Genomic DNA, 13,853 nt, shown 5'->3' on the forward strand with positions numbered 1-13,853 from the left:
GGCATGAAAAAGAGACGCACGAATCTGCCGGGTGGCGCGGCCTACAGCCGGCCGGCGGTGGCGACGAAAACGGTCAAGCTCGGGCTGTTGCAACACGCCTGCTCGGGGGATGCGGCGGCGAACTTGAAGACGACGCTCGCGCTGGCGGAAAAGGCGGCGAAACAAGGCGCCAACATCATCTGCACGCAGGAGCTGTTTTGTTCGCAGTATTTCTGCCAGAGCGAGGATCACGAAAATTTCAAACTGGCGGAGCCCATTCCCGGACCGAGCACCACGGCGTTTCAGAAGATCGCGAAAAAATATGGCGTGGTGATCGTGGCGTCGTTGTTCGAACGGCGGGCGAGCGGGCTTTATCACAACACCGCGGTGATCATCGATGCCGACGGTGCGCTGCTCGGCATTTACCGGAAGATGCACATCCCGGACGATCCGCTCTACTACGAGAAATTCTATTTCACGCCGGGCGACACTGGGTTTCGCGCGTGGGAAACGAAATTCGGCAAGATCGGCGTGCTCATCTGCTGGGACCAGTGGTATCCGGAAGGCGCGCGACTGACGGCGATGCAAGGGGCGGAGATTCTGTTCTATCCGACCGCGATTGGCTGGCATCCCGGCGAGAAGGCGGAATACGGCGAAAACCAGCACGGCGCATGGGAAACGATTCAGCGCAGTCACGCCGTGGCGAACGGTTGTTTCGTCGCGGCGGTGAACCGCATCGGCACGGAAGTGCTGAAGCCGGTGGGCGGCCCAGGCATCGAGTTCTGGGGGCAGAGTTTTGTCGCCGGCACCAGTGGCCAGATTCTCGCCAAGGCCAGTGCGGACAAAGAAGAAGTGCTGATCGTGCCGATCGAGCTCGGCAAAGTTGACGTGACGCGCACGCATTGGCCGTTTCTGCGCGACCGGCGGATCGATGCTTACGGCGATCTGACCAAGCGTTTTATCGACTGAGAATTTGCGGCGTCGGAACACCGGTGCGCGTGCGAACGCGTCCGGGCGGCCGCTGCAGACTCGCGTGCAACACTCCATGGCAACTCGAAACTCCCGGCCCCGAAAATCAACCGCCACGCCGGCCGCGCTCGGCTTTCGCATGCCGGCGGAATGGGCGCCGCAGGCGGCCGTCTGGTTGTCGTGGCCGCACAAGCGTGCTTCGTGGCCCGGACAGTTTCGGCCCGTGCCGTATGCGATGGCGAAGATCGTCGCCGAGATCTCGCGACGTGAGGACGTGCGGATCAACGCGGCGGCGGCGTTGCACGCACGAGCGAAACGGTTGTGCACCGCAGCCGGAGCAGACATGGCGCGGGTGACGTTTTACGATCATCCGACGAACGATGCGTGGTGTCGCGATCACGGCCCGATTTTCGTGAAGCACACGAAGACCGGGGAAGTGGCTTTGACCGACTGGCGCTACAATGCTTGGGGCGACAAATATCCGCCTTACGATTTGGATAACGAGATCCCACCGAGCATCGCGCGGGCGTTGGAATTGCGCCGGTTCGAGAACGACATGGTGCTCGAAGGCGGGTCGATCGACGTCAACGGGGAGGGGCTGCTGCTGACGAGCGAGCAATGCCTGTTGAACAAGAATCGCAACCCGCAGCTCACCCGCGAAGAGATCGAGCAGAACCTGCGCGATTTTCTGGGCGTGCAAACTGTGCTCTGGGTCGGCGATGGCATATTAGGCGACGACACGGACGGACACATTGACGACATCACGCGTTTCTTCCGCGCGGACGGTTTTATCACGTGTGTCGAAGCGAACCGGCGCGACGCCAATCACAAGATTCTCGAGGAGAATCTGGAGCGGTTGCGCGGTTTCCGGACGCCGGCGGGGAAGCGGTTTGAGATCGTCACACTGCCGATGCCGAAGCCGCTCGCGTTTCAGGGGCAGCGGGTGCCGGCGAGTTACGCGAATTTTCTGATCATCAATGGCGCGGTGCTGGTGCCGACGTTCCAACAAAAGAAGCGCGATGCGGAAGCGTGCGAGATCATCGGTGACTGTTTTCCCGGGCGCGAGGTCGTGCCGATCGACTGTTACCATTTGATTTGGGGCCTCGGGACCTTGCATTGTCTTTCGCAACAACAACCCGCCTGACCATGCGCGCCTTATCGTTTCTCAGTGTTTGCTGCATCGCTTTTTTGTATGCCGGCTGCGAATCGGTATCGAACCGTGTCGCGCAACGTTTCACACCGGCGACCCCGCAGGTGAGGGATTACGCCAAACCGGCGCGCGACGTGTTTGAGGCGGCGCAACAGGCTTTCAAAACGTTGGACTTCACCGTGACACGCGCGGGGCAGGCGCAGGGCATTATCGAGGCGCACAGCCGCTTGTTGCCCGGCGCGGATTTCGGGAGCCACCGGCAGTTCGTGTTCAAGGTGCGATTCACGTCGCTCGAGCCGGCGCTCACCCGGGTCTCGGCGGTGCTCCAGCGGGATGAAGATGATCGGACCGCCTCAGGAGCCAACAGCGAAGATTTAAGCGTACACGGGTTGTATGATTCGTTTTTCGCGGCGCTGCAGCAGGAGCTGGGCGGTGCGCAACCGGTGGTCGGTCCAGGGGACAACCCGGTGGCGCAAAAAGACTAACGGGAAAACGCGGCGCGGGTGGGGGACGGGTGCCGCGGATGGCGGCGACGGCGGCGGCGCGGCAGAATTTGCGCTTGCGAGGCGGCTTTGACGCTGGGACGCTGACCCTTCGCGGTAGTTTATTGGTCGAGCTGGCGTCGCCGCGATGCTCCCGCCAGTTCATTCGTTAGTCCAACCGTTAACCCACGGCTCCGCTTAATGGCGGAGTCATTTCCGGGGGAAGCGGCGCTCTGGAGCAGGCGTCGGTTTCGCCGGTTTCGCACATGAGTTCAGTAATGCAAGAGCTGCTCGCTCAATCGTCCTTCGACAAGTTGAAGGAAGGCGCGATTGTGCCGGGCGTCATCACCGAAATCCGCCAGAACGAAGTCGTCGTTGATATTGGCGGCAAGTCCGAGGCGCTGATCCCCGCGTCGGAATTCATCGACATCGGCGAGCTGCAAATCGGCTCAACGATCGAAGTCCTGCTCGAAAAGTTGGAGGACAAAGGCGGCAACCCCGTCGTTTCCTACGACAAAGCCGAGCAAAAGAAAAACTGGGACAACATCCTGACCCGCTTCCCGGAAGGCTCCGTCGCCACCGGCCGGGTGAAGGCCAAGGTCAAGGGCGGCCTGATCATCAGCATCGGCGTCGATGCGTTCATGCCCGCGTCGCACATCGACGTGCAGCCCCCGAAGAACCTCGATCAATACGTGGGCCAGACCTACGATTTCAAGGTTCTCAAAATCAATCTCGAGCGGAAGAACATCGTTCTGTCCCGCCGCGAGCTCATCGAGCAGCAACGCGCCGAAAAGCGCCGTGCCTTGCTCGAATCCATCCAGCCCGGTCAGGTCCGCAAGGGCGTGGTCAAGAACATCACCGATTTCGGTGCGTTCATCGATCTCGACGGCATGGACGGTCTCCTCCACATCACCGATATGTCGTGGGGCCGCATTTCCCACCCGAGCGAAATGCTCAAGCAGGGTGAAGAAGTGCAGGTCATGATCATCGAAGTGAACCGCGACAAAGAACGCGTTTCCCTCGGGCTCAAGCAGACCACGAAAAATCCGTGGGACGAGATCGATCGCAAATTCCCGGTCGGTGCGAAGGTCCACGGTAAAGTGGTCAACCTTGTGCCTTACGGCGCGTTTGTGGAAATCGAGCCCGGCGTCGAAGGCCTCGTGCACATCACCGAGATGTCTTGGACGAAGCGCATTTCGAAACCTTCCGAGCTCCTCAAAGTGGGTCAGGAAGTCGATGCGGTCGTTCTCGGCATCCAGAAGGACGAGCAAAAGATTTCGCTCGGCCTCCGCCAGCTCGAGCCGAATCCGTGGGACATGGTTCGCCATAACTACCCCATGGGTGCGCGCGTGCGCGGCAAGGTGCGCAACATGACCACCTACGGCGCTTTCATCGAACTCGAAGAAGGCATCGACGGCATGGTGCACGTCTCCGACATGAGCTGGACCCGCAAGGTCAATCACCCGTCGGAAGTCCTCAAGAAGGGCGACGAAGTCGACGCGATCGTGCTCGACGTGGATTCCAACCAGCAGCGCATCAGCCTTGGCATGAAGCAGCTCGCGCAGGATCCGTGGTCCGACATCGACGCCGTCTTCCGGATAGGCGACGTGGTGAAGGGCACCGTGACCAAGATCACCTCGTTCGGCGCCTTCGTGGAGCTGAAGGATGGCATCGATGGTTTGGTGCACATCTCGCAGATCAGCGAAGACCGCATCGACAAGGTGAAAGACGTCCTCAAGCCCGGTCAGGAAGTGACGGCGCGCGTGATCAAGATCGACCGCGACGAACGTCGCCTCGGCCTCTCGATCAAGGCGGCCAACTACTCCGATCAGGAACTCGCGGCGGAAACGGCCAGCTACGATGCGATGAACCGCAGCGGCGGCGCCGGCTCCGACATGATGAACCTCGGCGACATTCTCGACGAGGCCGCCAAGAAGGAGTAACGATCCACGACAGCTCGTGCGCCGTCCGGCGTGCGAGTGAAAATTCCCAGGCGCCCGGAGTAATCCGGGCGCCTTTTTTGCGTCTCCGCGTCGAGCGATGGAGAACGGCGCCGCCGGGCGGATCGGCAAAACAAAAACGCCGCCCGAGCAGAGGGCGGCGTTTAAAATTGGGTGCAGGGGCTGGATTTGAACCAGCGACCTTCAGGTTATGAGCCTGACGAGCTACCAGGCTGCTCCACCCTGCAACAAATGGGACGCGGAAGGTGCGTGCCGTGTTTTCCACTGTCAACGTGTTTTTAATTTTTTCCCCAATTCACTCTTGCCTCGCACGCAGCGCACCTCTGTTTTGGCCCGCTCCGCTTTTGGCGGAGTTCAATCAGTCAAACGTCACTAACCCACAACTCACGATCGCAAGGCGGCCCGTTGGCCGACCTGTGTCGGAAGCACATAGATCAACATGAATATCACACCTAAAGACCTGCTCGATGCCGGCGTCCATTTCGGACACCAGACCAAGCGCTGGAATCCGCGCTCCAAGCCGTTCGTTTTCGATCACCGGCAGGGTATCACCATCATCGACCTCGGCAAGACCTACGATGCCTTGCAGAAGGCGACGTCCTTCATCGAGGACACCGTGGCCAACGGCGGCAACGTGCTCTTTGTCGGCACCAAGCGTCAGGCCCAGGAAATCGTGCGTGAAGCGGCCAACGCCACCGGCATGCCGTTCTGCGTCGACCGCTGGCTCGGCGGCACCTTGACCAATTACGAGACGGTCAAGCGTTCGATCGCCAAGTTTAAGAAATATCAGCAGATGGAAACGAGCGGCGAACTCGCCAAGCTGTCCTCGAAAGAAGAGGCGTCCATCAAGCGCGAGATGACCCGCATGCGGCGTAATTTCAGCGGCATCGTCGACATGGGCGGCCTGCCGTCGGCGATGTTTGTGGTCGACGTCAGCCATGAGAAAATCGCGGTCGCCGAGGCGGCGCGTTCCGGCATTCCGTGCGCCGCGATCGTCGATACCAATTCCGACCCCAGCACGGTTTCGCATCCGATCCCGGGCAATGACGACGCGGTGAAATCCGTGCGCATCATCGTCGAAGCGATCACGGCGGCGGTCCAAAGCGGCCTCGCCCAGCGTGACACGCGCCGGGCGGCGCGGGGCGCCTCCGATCTGAAAGCGGCGACGGCAGCAGTCGCCGCGGCGGCGGGGATCGAGCCGACGGCCGAAGGAGAGGCGACCGCCGACCAAGCGGTCGAAACCTCCGAGGACGCCGAGACCGAAGTCACTGAGACCACGGTTGCCAAAAAGAAAACCACCCGCGCGAAGAAGGCGCCCGTCAAGGCCGAATAAACGGCCGAATTTTATTACATGAGCTCACCTATTTCCGCTCAAATGGTGGCCGATCTTCGCGAGAAGACCGGCGCCGGACTGCTCGACTGCAAAAAGGCTCTCACCGAGGCCAACGGCAACGTCGAGGAAGCCGTCACGATCCTGCGCAAGAAAGGCGCCGCTTCCGCGGCCAAGAAGGCCGATCGCATGACCAAGGAAGGCCTGATTCACAGCTACATTCACGTCGGCGGCAAAGTCGGCGTGTTGATCGAGGTGAATTGCGAGACCGACTTTGTGGCGCGCAACGAAGACTTCAAAGCGTTCGTCAACGACATCTGCCTGCAGATCGCGGCGGCCAACCCGCTTTACGTGAATCGTGAGCAGGTGCCGGAAGCTGACCTGCAAAAGGAACGCGACATCGCGGCCGCGCAGGTGCAGGGCAAGCCGCCCGCCGCCGTGCAAAAAATCGTGGAAGGCAAGATCGAGAAATATTTCTCCACGGTCTGCCTGCTCGATCAGCCGTTTGTGAAGTCGCCGGAGAAGATCGTTAAAGATCTTGTGACCGAAAAAATCACGAAGATCGGCGAGAACATCCAGCTCCGCCGTTTCACGCGCTACCAACTGGGCGCCTGAGCCAAACGCATTTGCGCTTTTGTCCACGCTTCACTCCTCTGGGGTGAAGCGTTTTTTATGCATGTGACTCGAAGCCAGATCATCCAGCGCGGATTCACCCACCGGTGCCCCAATTGCGGCGGCCGCACCCTGTTTCGGGCAGGAACGATGTTCAAAGTAAACCGTGCGTGCACCGCCTGCGGACTGCCGATCGAGCGCGATGAAGGTTCCTTTCTCGGCTCCATGGCGCTCAATTACGGGGTGACGGTGTTGGTATATCTGCTGCCGCTGGTCGTGCTGGGCGCCACGGGTGTGTTGAGCGCGAAGGTGGCACTGATCGCGGGCCTGGTCGGCGCGTTCGTCTTTCCGGCGCTTTTCTACCGCTCGTCGCGGAGTTGGTGGATCATGTGCTATTATTTTTTTCTGCCGCAGCATTTGCCGGCCAATCGCAGGGCAGTGCGTGCGGACGAAGATGAAAATATCTGAGCGGCGCCGGTAATTTCAGCTTCCGTTTTTTGGCCGCCGCCGTAGGTTGCGCGATTCCGGTTCGGAGAGGTGGCAGAGTGGTCTAACGCGCCTGACTCGAAATCAGGTGTGCCGCAAGGCACCGGGGGTTCGAATCCCTCCCTCTCCGCCAAGTCGATCCAGCCGGATGGACGAGAGGTTCATCAACGTGATTTTTGCAGGGCGTGATGAAGGATCTTCAGCAACGCTTCGGCGGAATAGGGCTTGGGCAGAAAATCGGTGATGCCTGCGGCCGCGACCTTTGCAATGTACCCATTGGCGTTGAGACCGCTGGCCGCCACAATCAGCACCCGGGGATTGATCCGTTTCAGCGCGACGATCAGCGTAGGACCATCCATCACCGGCATCATCATATCGGTGAGAACGACACTGATCTTGTCGCGATGCGTGGCGTAGATGCCGATGGCTTGGGCTCCATCTTCCGCCGTAAGCACGCGGTAGCCGAATGCCTCTAGTGTTTGCTGAGTAATGCTCAGAATAGACACCTCATCATCAACCACCAATACCACCTCGCCTTGGCCGCGGATCAGTGCGTCTCGGGCCGACGAGCCGGAAGACTGTTCGGCATCTTCGCGGACTTGGACCGGGAGGTAGATTTTGAACGAGGTTCCATGGCCGACTTCGCTGTAGACGTTGATGATCCCGCCATGGCTGCGAACAATACCCAGCGCCGTGGAAAGCCCCAAGCCGGTGCCGCGACCGGTTTCTTTCGTGGTATAAAACGGTTCGAATATGCGTTCGAGCACGTCGGGAGGCATACCGCATCCGGTATCTATAAAATTCAGGCAGACATATTGGCCGGCCGTCATTCCTGGGCTCATGACGGCATACTGTTCATCGATCTTCACCGCTTCCGCTTGGATAGTAATATCGCCGCCCGAAGGCATCGCGTCCCGCGCATTGACGGCCAGATTGAGGATGACCTGGTGCAATTGCGTCGGGTCGCCTGTGATGAGCGGCAAATCAAGGGGCAGCTTGGTGTGACAGCGAATATTTTTTGGAAAAGTAACCTCAATCAGGCTCTGAACATCGCGCACGATATGGTTGAGCTTAACGGCGATGCGCGCTCCTTCGACCCCGCGGGCGAACGATAAAACCTGTTTGACCAGATCGGTTCCGCGCCGGGCGCTTCGCTCGATGCTACCGATGACCATGGCAGTATTTTCGTTTTGAGGGCCCATGCGGAGTAATTCCACCCCCATCAAAATGGGAGAAAGCAGATTGTTAAGATCGTGGGCGATGCCGCCGGCCAAAGTGCCGATGCTTTCCATCCGCTGGGCCCGCAAAAATTGCTGCTCAATTTTCTTCTGGGCCGTGATGTCGACGTCGATCGTGAGAATGGACTCAATCTTGCCTTGGTCGTTCTTTTGACCGCGCCACTGCCCAGCGACGACGACGAGTTCTCCCGCTTTATTTTGCTTTTTTACTTCGCCACTCCAAGCGCCCTGCTGCTCGATTTGACGAATGGCTTCTTCGTACACGGAGGGCTCGGGCTGCAACAGTTCAATCAAAGACTTACCGATCGCCTCCTCTGCTCGCCAGCCGTACAGATGTTCCGCGCCTTTGCTCCAGAATTTAAGCCGGTGATTCGGATCTTGTACAATAATCGCCACAGGCGCCGCATCGATCAGGGCCGCCTGCTCCGACAGGCGCGCGTGATTGCGCCGGCGTTCGGTCACGTCTTGTGCCAGAGCCAGGCGCGCCGGTCGGCCGTTGAGCACGACCGGTTCGGAGGAAACCTCCACCGCAATAATGTCGCCCGATTTTTTGCGGTGCATGCGCAAGCCCCGCAAATGGCCCGCGTTGATGAGTTTTTTGGTCGAAGATTCTAGCTCCGACGAATCTTCCGGCGCGCGGATATCAAGCACTGTCATTTGCAGGAATTCATCCCGCGTATAGCCATAGTGGCCAATTGCAGCGTCGTTCACGTCAAGAAAGCGCAGCGTGGCCATGTTATAGGTCCACATCGGCAGCGGATTACTGACAAAGAGCAGGCGATATTGCTCTTCGGAACGACGCATTTGCTCCGTCGCCCTGATACGCTGCATCGACGCGGATAAGTTTTCCGCGACGATTTCCATGTTATGAAAGGCGGACTCGGTGAAAGCATCGACCTGTTGGGCGCCTACTTGGAGCAAACCCAGAGCAATCGGGCCGTCATGTAACGGAATCAACATCAAGGCGTGCACACCTGACTTCAGCGTCGCAACCGTGTCGACTCGCTCGTCCGGCCGGTCCGCCCGCCAGAAGATTGATTGAAGCGTGGTTAAGACGATGCTTGCAGGCCCTTCCGTCCGAGGGCGGCGTCCATGCAGGGTCGGCTCCAGCAGCCCTGTCGCCGCGAGACAGGCCAATTCGTCGCCTTCCACAAGTTCAATGGAAACTCCGTCGACGGTTAAGAAGTCAGTCACTCGTTTCACCACCAATTTCAGCAGGTCCTCTAACGAGATATTGCCGTGCGCGATCTCCTGGAGAATGCCGACGATTTTGATCAGATCCTCGTGCGAGCGGCTGAGCTCCAGTTCCGTTCGCTTGGCCTGATCGATATCCTGAACGGCGCCTTGGATTTTAGTAATTACGCCTTCTTGATTGCGCACGGCCTCTCCAGAGGTGGAGATCCAGATGCTCTTTCCAGTGGCGGCCGTGATTTGCAGCTCGAGTTCGAACGGATCTCCATGCTGGCGACACGACTCGATCGCCTGACGGATAACGGGCCGTGCTTCCGCCGCGTGATAGTTGATCACTTCGTCGAGCGTAGGCTGATGGCCCGGCGGTTGTCCGTGGAGCGCGCATACTTCCTCCGACCAATAGCAAAAGCGTTGGCCGAGCGAGAGGGACCAGGCACCGACTTTGGCCAAACGACCGGCCATCCTCATTTGCGAATGCTGTGAGCGGATCTTTTCTTCGGCCATTCTTCGATCGCGAACGTCATCGAAATAGCAAAGCAGGTAGGATTTCTCGTCGTGCGTGAAGGGAACGAGCCAGCAGTGCAGCCATATCTCGCGGCCGAAGGAATTCAGTGATCGGATTTCCAGGTCCGTTGTCTGGCCGGTCGTCAGCACGGTGAGCGCCGCCGCAGGGAGTTCGGTTTGCTTCCAGACTTCAATACTATGAAAATTTTGGCTCTTTAATGCCGCCACGTCGGGAGCGCCGAGCACCTGCGCACTGGCGTCATTGGCCATCACAATTTCCCCCGAGGCCTTGCAGACAATAATCGCCAACGGCGAGGACGCGAACAGCGTCTGACTGAATCGCAGGGCTTCCTCCGCGAGGCGCTCGGTCTCTTTGCGCTGCGTGATGTCCTGACAGGTGCCGACGGCCCTTACCGGGGCGTCTGCATCATCAAACTGCACGCGCCAGATTTCCTCCACCATCTTGGTGCGGCCGTTCCGCAGGAGAATGCGATGTTCGATCGAATGGCGATCGGCGGTCGTGAACGAAGAGCGGAGGGCGTCATCCACGCGCTGGCGGTCATGCGGGTGCACCAGGGCGAGAAAGTCCGCGTGCGTCGGCTGGAATTGATCGGGGCGTGTTCCAAAGATGCGGTGGGTTTCCTCCGACCAAACGACGGTCATCGTCGCTATATCCGTTTCCCAACTTCCCACTTTGCCCACTGCCTGAGCCTCGGCCAGCCGCTGCGCGAGGCGTCGTTGCCCCTGCTCTTGTTCGCGAAGTTGGATTTCGGTGCGATGTCGTTCCGTTATATCCACGTGCATCACGACCACGCGGGCACGGTCGCCTGCGTCCACGGGACTGACCACGAGGCGAAACCACATTGTCTGAGCGGGCGTTTGACAGGGGTATTCAATCGAAAAGCCCGCCATGGTGCCTTCCATTACAGCGCGGATTCCGCGGGCGACCGCGGGTGCTTCCGCCGCGTGCGGGTCTGTCGCCAGATCGCAAATCTTGAGGTAGTCAGCGCCCAAGCCGAAGTCCGGCATCTGCAAGCCGTTGGCTCGACCGAACGTGCGCCACGCTTCGTTGACCACGAGAATTCGGCCGTGCGCGTCGAGCAAAGCGATGTGTGCGGGAAAAGAATCGAGGATGCTTGTCAGCGTCTGAGAGGACAACCCCTGCAAAAATTGGCCATTGACTGGCTTACGTTGCGCGGCCGCCAGCAACAGGGGATGGCTTTGGGGGGCCGAAACGGCATCGACTTGCTTTCCAATGTAATTTTGCAAGGCCGCTTCCGCGTCGGCGAGTTGCTGCATCAGTTTTGCGAGGGTCTCGTCGGCTGCGCCCGCGGAATCGTTGGGGAGGGCGGAGTTCATCGAGAGAGCAGATTCAGCCCTAAAATGGTTCGGGGTTTGTCGGGCTCAACCAAACGACCGATAAAGTTTACAACCTGCGAGAAACCCGCGCGGACCAAGATCGGCGTGACGAGGATGTCGCCGCGCACGGCTGCTTCGATCCGCAGCAGCAGGTCGATGGATTTGGTTCTCTGTTTTCCGGGCATGTTACGCTCGTCAAACGCGTGCAGATTGCCTTGCGCCAAGCCGGGGTTCGGGCCGCCTCCGGCGATGAACAGCCGGAAATGATAAAAGGGTGTTGGCCGGGCCCAAGTCATTGTCTTCAGAGATGCTCGCGAATTTCTCAGCGCCAGATGTCGCTTCGTCTCACGTGAATCAAAGCGCCGTTTTAATAACCGAGAGCAATCAAAGGAGTCAAACAGCATAACGGACTGGGAAACATGATTTGGACACGAGCGAATACGCTCTATAAGGAAGAACCCTTCGTATCGCCTGAGGTGCCTTTGCGACATGGCGCGTTGATCACCCGGCTGGAAGCCCGTAAGTTGAAAGGGTCGGTGGGGCCACCCTTTGTTCCGCGCGGGAGGAACATTGGTTCGTGACCAATATTCCGACCGACCACACCGTCATTGACGTGCGCGGTCCGCTTGACGGATTAAACAATATTTCTTGCTGAATTCCGGCATGGCCCACTTTTGCGTCATTCGGCCGGCCGACAACCGGTGTGCCGGCCGATGAATTGTGCTTCAGTCACATTACGCTTCGGCAAGTCCGTCGGAATCGGTCTCGGACCACGTTTCGGCAAGGTGTTGTTTTATGCGCTCTGCGGGCAAACGGAAAACGTAGGCCAGCCACATGACCAACGCCGAAAATACAGCGATGACGGGGATGGCGGTGTCCATGCCGAGCCAGCCGAGGTTGCCGGCGTGCTGCGCAGGACCGGGGTAGGCACCGAGCCAACTGATCAGTGCGAGGCCGCCCAGCCACGGAATGACCCAAAAGCCGGCGCGAAATTCCAAACTCGGCGTGCGTTTGCCGTAGAGCGACTCATGCACGAAGAGCACGATCAAACCCAGCACCACCGCCAGCGACAGCTTCCACTCCGTCTCCCAACCGGACCAGTAAACGATCAGATTGGACGAGAGAAACGCCAGATACGAAATAATCAGCGCGCCGGGCAGGCGGAACGGTCGCGACTGGCCGGGCAATTCTTTGCGGAGAGCAATCAACACCAGCGGGCCGGAGCCGAACGACAAGACGGTCGCGGACGTCACAAATCCCACGAGCTTTTGCCAGCCAGGGAAGGGGAGGAAGAAAACCAGGCCGACGACAAAACTTAGAATCACGCTGACCCAAGGCACGCCATGGCGGTTGACCTTGGCCAGGCTGGCGGGGGCATTGCCATTGCGCCCCATGGCGTAGGAGAGGCGAGCCGTGACGGTCGTGTAGATAAGCCCGGTGTCGGCTGGAGAGACGAAGGCGTCAATATAGAGCAGCAAGGCGAGCCACGTGAGGCCCATGGTGGTTGCGAGCGTGGCGAGCGGGCCGAAGGCGAGGGCTTTGTCGCTGATGCCGCCGCTGAACGTGGTGCCAATGTGCGCCCAGCCGTTGGCCAATGCGGACGTGGGCAGCGCGCCGATGAACGCGATCTGCAGTCCAATATAAATGACGGCGCACAGACCGATGGAACCGAGGATGGCGATGGGGACGTTGCGACTGGGGTTGTCGGTTTCACCGGCCAACTCGACGCCTTGGCGGAAGCCGAGATAGGAGAAAATGATGCCGGCCGTGGCGATGGACGAGAACACGCCGTGCCAGCCGAAAGGCATGAAACCACCCGCGGCGGCGGTATGAAAATGAGCGGCTTTGAAATCGGTCAGGAGAAAGGCGCCGACCACCACGCAGATGATGGCGAGTTTCCACCACACGAGGGCGTTGTTCAACCGGGCGAACCAGCGGATGCCGATCACGTTGACGAGGCTGAACAGAAACATCATCCCCGCCGCGACGAAATAGCCCGGCGTGGTGAGCACCGGGACGCCGTCCTTCAACACTTGCAGCCAGGGAACGTAATTGGAGCCGTATTGGAGGGCGGCTTCCACTTCGATGGGGGCCGTGGACGCGGCGGCGAGCCACGTAATCCAGCCGGTTGTGTAACTGGCAAAAGAGCCGAACGCAAAATGGGGGAAGCGCACCACGCCGCCCGAGACGGGAAACATCGTGCCCAGTTCGGCATAGGCGAGGCCGATGAACAGAATCATAATGCCGCCGATCAGCCACGACAGGATCGAGGCGGGGCCGGCTTGCTCGGCGGCGTTGAGCGCACCAAACAGCCAGCCGGAACCGATGATGGACCCGACGGCGGTGAACAGCAGGCCGATGACGCCCACGTGGCGCTTCAACCGTTGCTGGGGAGCGGGGCTAGGGACTGGGTTTGAGCGTGAAGCCATGGGAAGAAAAGCGGGTGCGGCGAACGACGTGGCGTGGGGGACGCAGAATTTTTTGGCGGGGCGAAAGGAAAGCGGGCCGGCGCGGGTGGCCTGACCACAAAGCGCGAACACGCTGGGGAGGCGAGGCGGATTTTTGAAGCGCTGGGGCGGTCCGCTGCGGCTA

General features: G+C 59.7%; 10 protein-coding genes and 2 tRNA genes. 8 read left to right on the forward strand and 4 right to left on the reverse strand.

What is annotated here, in order from left to right; translation table 11 throughout:
• Positions 1-3: 3 nt before the first annotated feature.
• The 4 genes from K0B96_RS05530 (at position 4) to rpsA (ending at position 4,523) form a co-directional block, all read left to right on the forward strand.
• Positions 4-948 (forward strand): carbon-nitrogen hydrolase, encoded by a 945-nt coding sequence (locus K0B96_RS05530; RefSeq protein WP_220164753.1) that lies wholly within the window; start codon positions 4-6, stop codon positions 946-948.
• A 76-nt stretch (positions 949-1,024) separates the two neighbouring features.
• Positions 1,025-2,092 carry an agmatine deiminase family protein gene (locus K0B96_RS05535; protein WP_345779916.1) on the forward strand — a complete coding sequence of 356 codons (1,068 nt, stop codon included), beginning with the start codon at positions 1,025-1,027 and terminating at the stop codon, positions 2,090-2,092.
• Entirely contained in the window at positions 2,044-2,583 is a 540-nt protein-coding gene (locus tag K0B96_RS05540) for a hypothetical protein (protein ID WP_220164757.1), read from the forward strand. The genes K0B96_RS05535 and K0B96_RS05540 overlap by 49 nt, the downstream gene beginning before the upstream one ends.
• A gap of 263 nt (positions 2,584-2,846) precedes the next feature.
• Positions 2,847-4,523, forward strand: a complete 1,677-nt coding sequence (rpsA, locus tag K0B96_RS05545; RefSeq protein ID WP_255558860.1) for a 30S ribosomal protein S1 — start codon at positions 2,847-2,849, stop codon at positions 4,521-4,523.
• 168 nt (positions 4,524-4,691) lie between these two features.
• Here the strand turns inward: rpsA and K0B96_RS05550 are convergent.
• Positions 4,692-4,768: transfer RNA gene (locus tag K0B96_RS05550), tRNA-Met, on the reverse strand.
• 212 nt (positions 4,769-4,980) lie between these two features.
• On the opposite strand from K0B96_RS05550, the gene rpsB reads away from it, so the two are divergent.
• The 4 genes from rpsB to K0B96_RS05570 all read left to right on the forward strand — a co-directional run bounded on the left by rpsB (position 4,981) and on the right by K0B96_RS05570 (position 7,102).
• The gene (gene rpsB, locus K0B96_RS05555) at positions 4,981-5,874 is read left to right on the forward strand and encodes a 30S ribosomal protein S2 (RefSeq protein WP_220164759.1); all 894 of its coding nucleotides are present in this window, start codon (positions 4,981-4,983) and stop codon (positions 5,872-5,874) included.
• Between the two features lie 18 nt (positions 5,875-5,892).
• Entirely contained in the window at positions 5,893-6,486 is a 594-nt protein-coding gene (gene tsf / locus K0B96_RS05560) for a translation elongation factor Ts (RefSeq protein WP_255558861.1), read from the forward strand.
• A gap of 57 nt (positions 6,487-6,543) precedes the next feature.
• Positions 6,544-6,951: a DUF983 domain-containing protein gene (locus K0B96_RS05565; protein WP_220164761.1), complete on the forward strand. Its 408-nt coding sequence runs from the start codon at positions 6,544-6,546 to the stop codon at positions 6,949-6,951.
• 63 nt (positions 6,952-7,014) lie between these two features.
• A tRNA-Ser gene (locus K0B96_RS05570) sits at positions 7,015-7,102 on the forward strand.
• A 31-nt stretch (positions 7,103-7,133) separates the two neighbouring features.
• On the opposite strand, the gene K0B96_RS05575 is transcribed toward K0B96_RS05570, so the two are convergent.
• The 3 genes from K0B96_RS05575 to K0B96_RS05585 form a co-directional block, all read right to left on the reverse strand.
• The gene (locus K0B96_RS05575; protein WP_220164763.1) at positions 7,134-11,261 is read right to left on the reverse strand and encodes a PAS domain S-box protein; all 4,128 of its coding nucleotides are present in this window, start codon (positions 11,259-11,261) and stop codon (positions 7,134-7,136) included.
• Complete coding sequence (locus K0B96_RS05580; RefSeq protein WP_220164765.1) at positions 11,258-11,665, reverse strand: thioredoxin domain-containing protein; 408 nt, start codon at positions 11,663-11,665, stop codon at positions 11,258-11,260. The genes K0B96_RS05575 and K0B96_RS05580 overlap by 4 nt, the downstream gene beginning before the upstream one ends.
• Positions 11,666-11,995: 330 nt before the next feature.
• Positions 11,996-13,690 carry an APC family permease gene (locus K0B96_RS05585; protein WP_220164767.1) on the reverse strand — a complete coding sequence of 565 codons (1,695 nt, stop codon included), beginning with the start codon at positions 13,688-13,690 and terminating at the stop codon, positions 11,996-11,998.
• Positions 13,691-13,853: the final 163 nt, after the last annotated feature.

The organism is Horticoccus luteus, from assembly GCF_019464535.1.
In the GTDB taxonomy this organism is placed as follows: domain Bacteria; phylum Verrucomicrobiota; class Verrucomicrobiia; order Opitutales; family Opitutaceae; genus Horticoccus; species Horticoccus luteus.

What these genes read in the sequence shown, in the direction of transcription:
- K0B96_RS05530 (WP_220164753.1), top strand. Translation starts at nt 4, where the DNA reads ATGAAAAAGAGACGCACGAATCTGCCGGGTGGCGCGGCCTACAGCCGG.
- K0B96_RS05535 (WP_345779916.1), top strand. Translation starts at nt 1,025, where the DNA reads ATGGCAACTCGAAACTCCCGGCCCCGAAAATCAACCGCCACGCCGGCC.
- rpsA (WP_255558860.1), top strand. Translation starts at nt 2,847, where the DNA reads ATGAGTTCAGTAATGCAAGAGCTGCTCGCTCAATCGTCCTTCGACAAG.
- rpsB (WP_220164759.1), top strand. Translation starts at nt 4,981, where the DNA reads ATGAATATCACACCTAAAGACCTGCTCGATGCCGGCGTCCATTTCGGA.
- tsf (WP_255558861.1), top strand. Translation starts at nt 5,893, where the DNA reads ATGAGCTCACCTATTTCCGCTCAAATGGTGGCCGATCTTCGCGAGAAG.
- K0B96_RS05565 (WP_220164761.1), top strand. Translation starts at nt 6,544, where the DNA reads ATGCATGTGACTCGAAGCCAGATCATCCAGCGCGGATTCACCCACCGG.
- K0B96_RS05575 (WP_220164763.1), bottom strand. Translation starts at nt 11,261, where the DNA reads ATGAACTCCGCCCTCCCCAACGATTCCGCGGGCGCAGCCGACGAGACC.
- K0B96_RS05580 (WP_220164765.1), bottom strand. Translation starts at nt 11,665, where the DNA reads ATGCTGTTTGACTCCTTTGATTGCTCTCGGTTATTAAAACGGCGCTTT.
- K0B96_RS05585 (WP_220164767.1), bottom strand. Translation starts at nt 13,690, where the DNA reads ATGGCTTCACGCTCAAACCCAGTCCCTAGCCCCGCTCCCCAGCAACGG.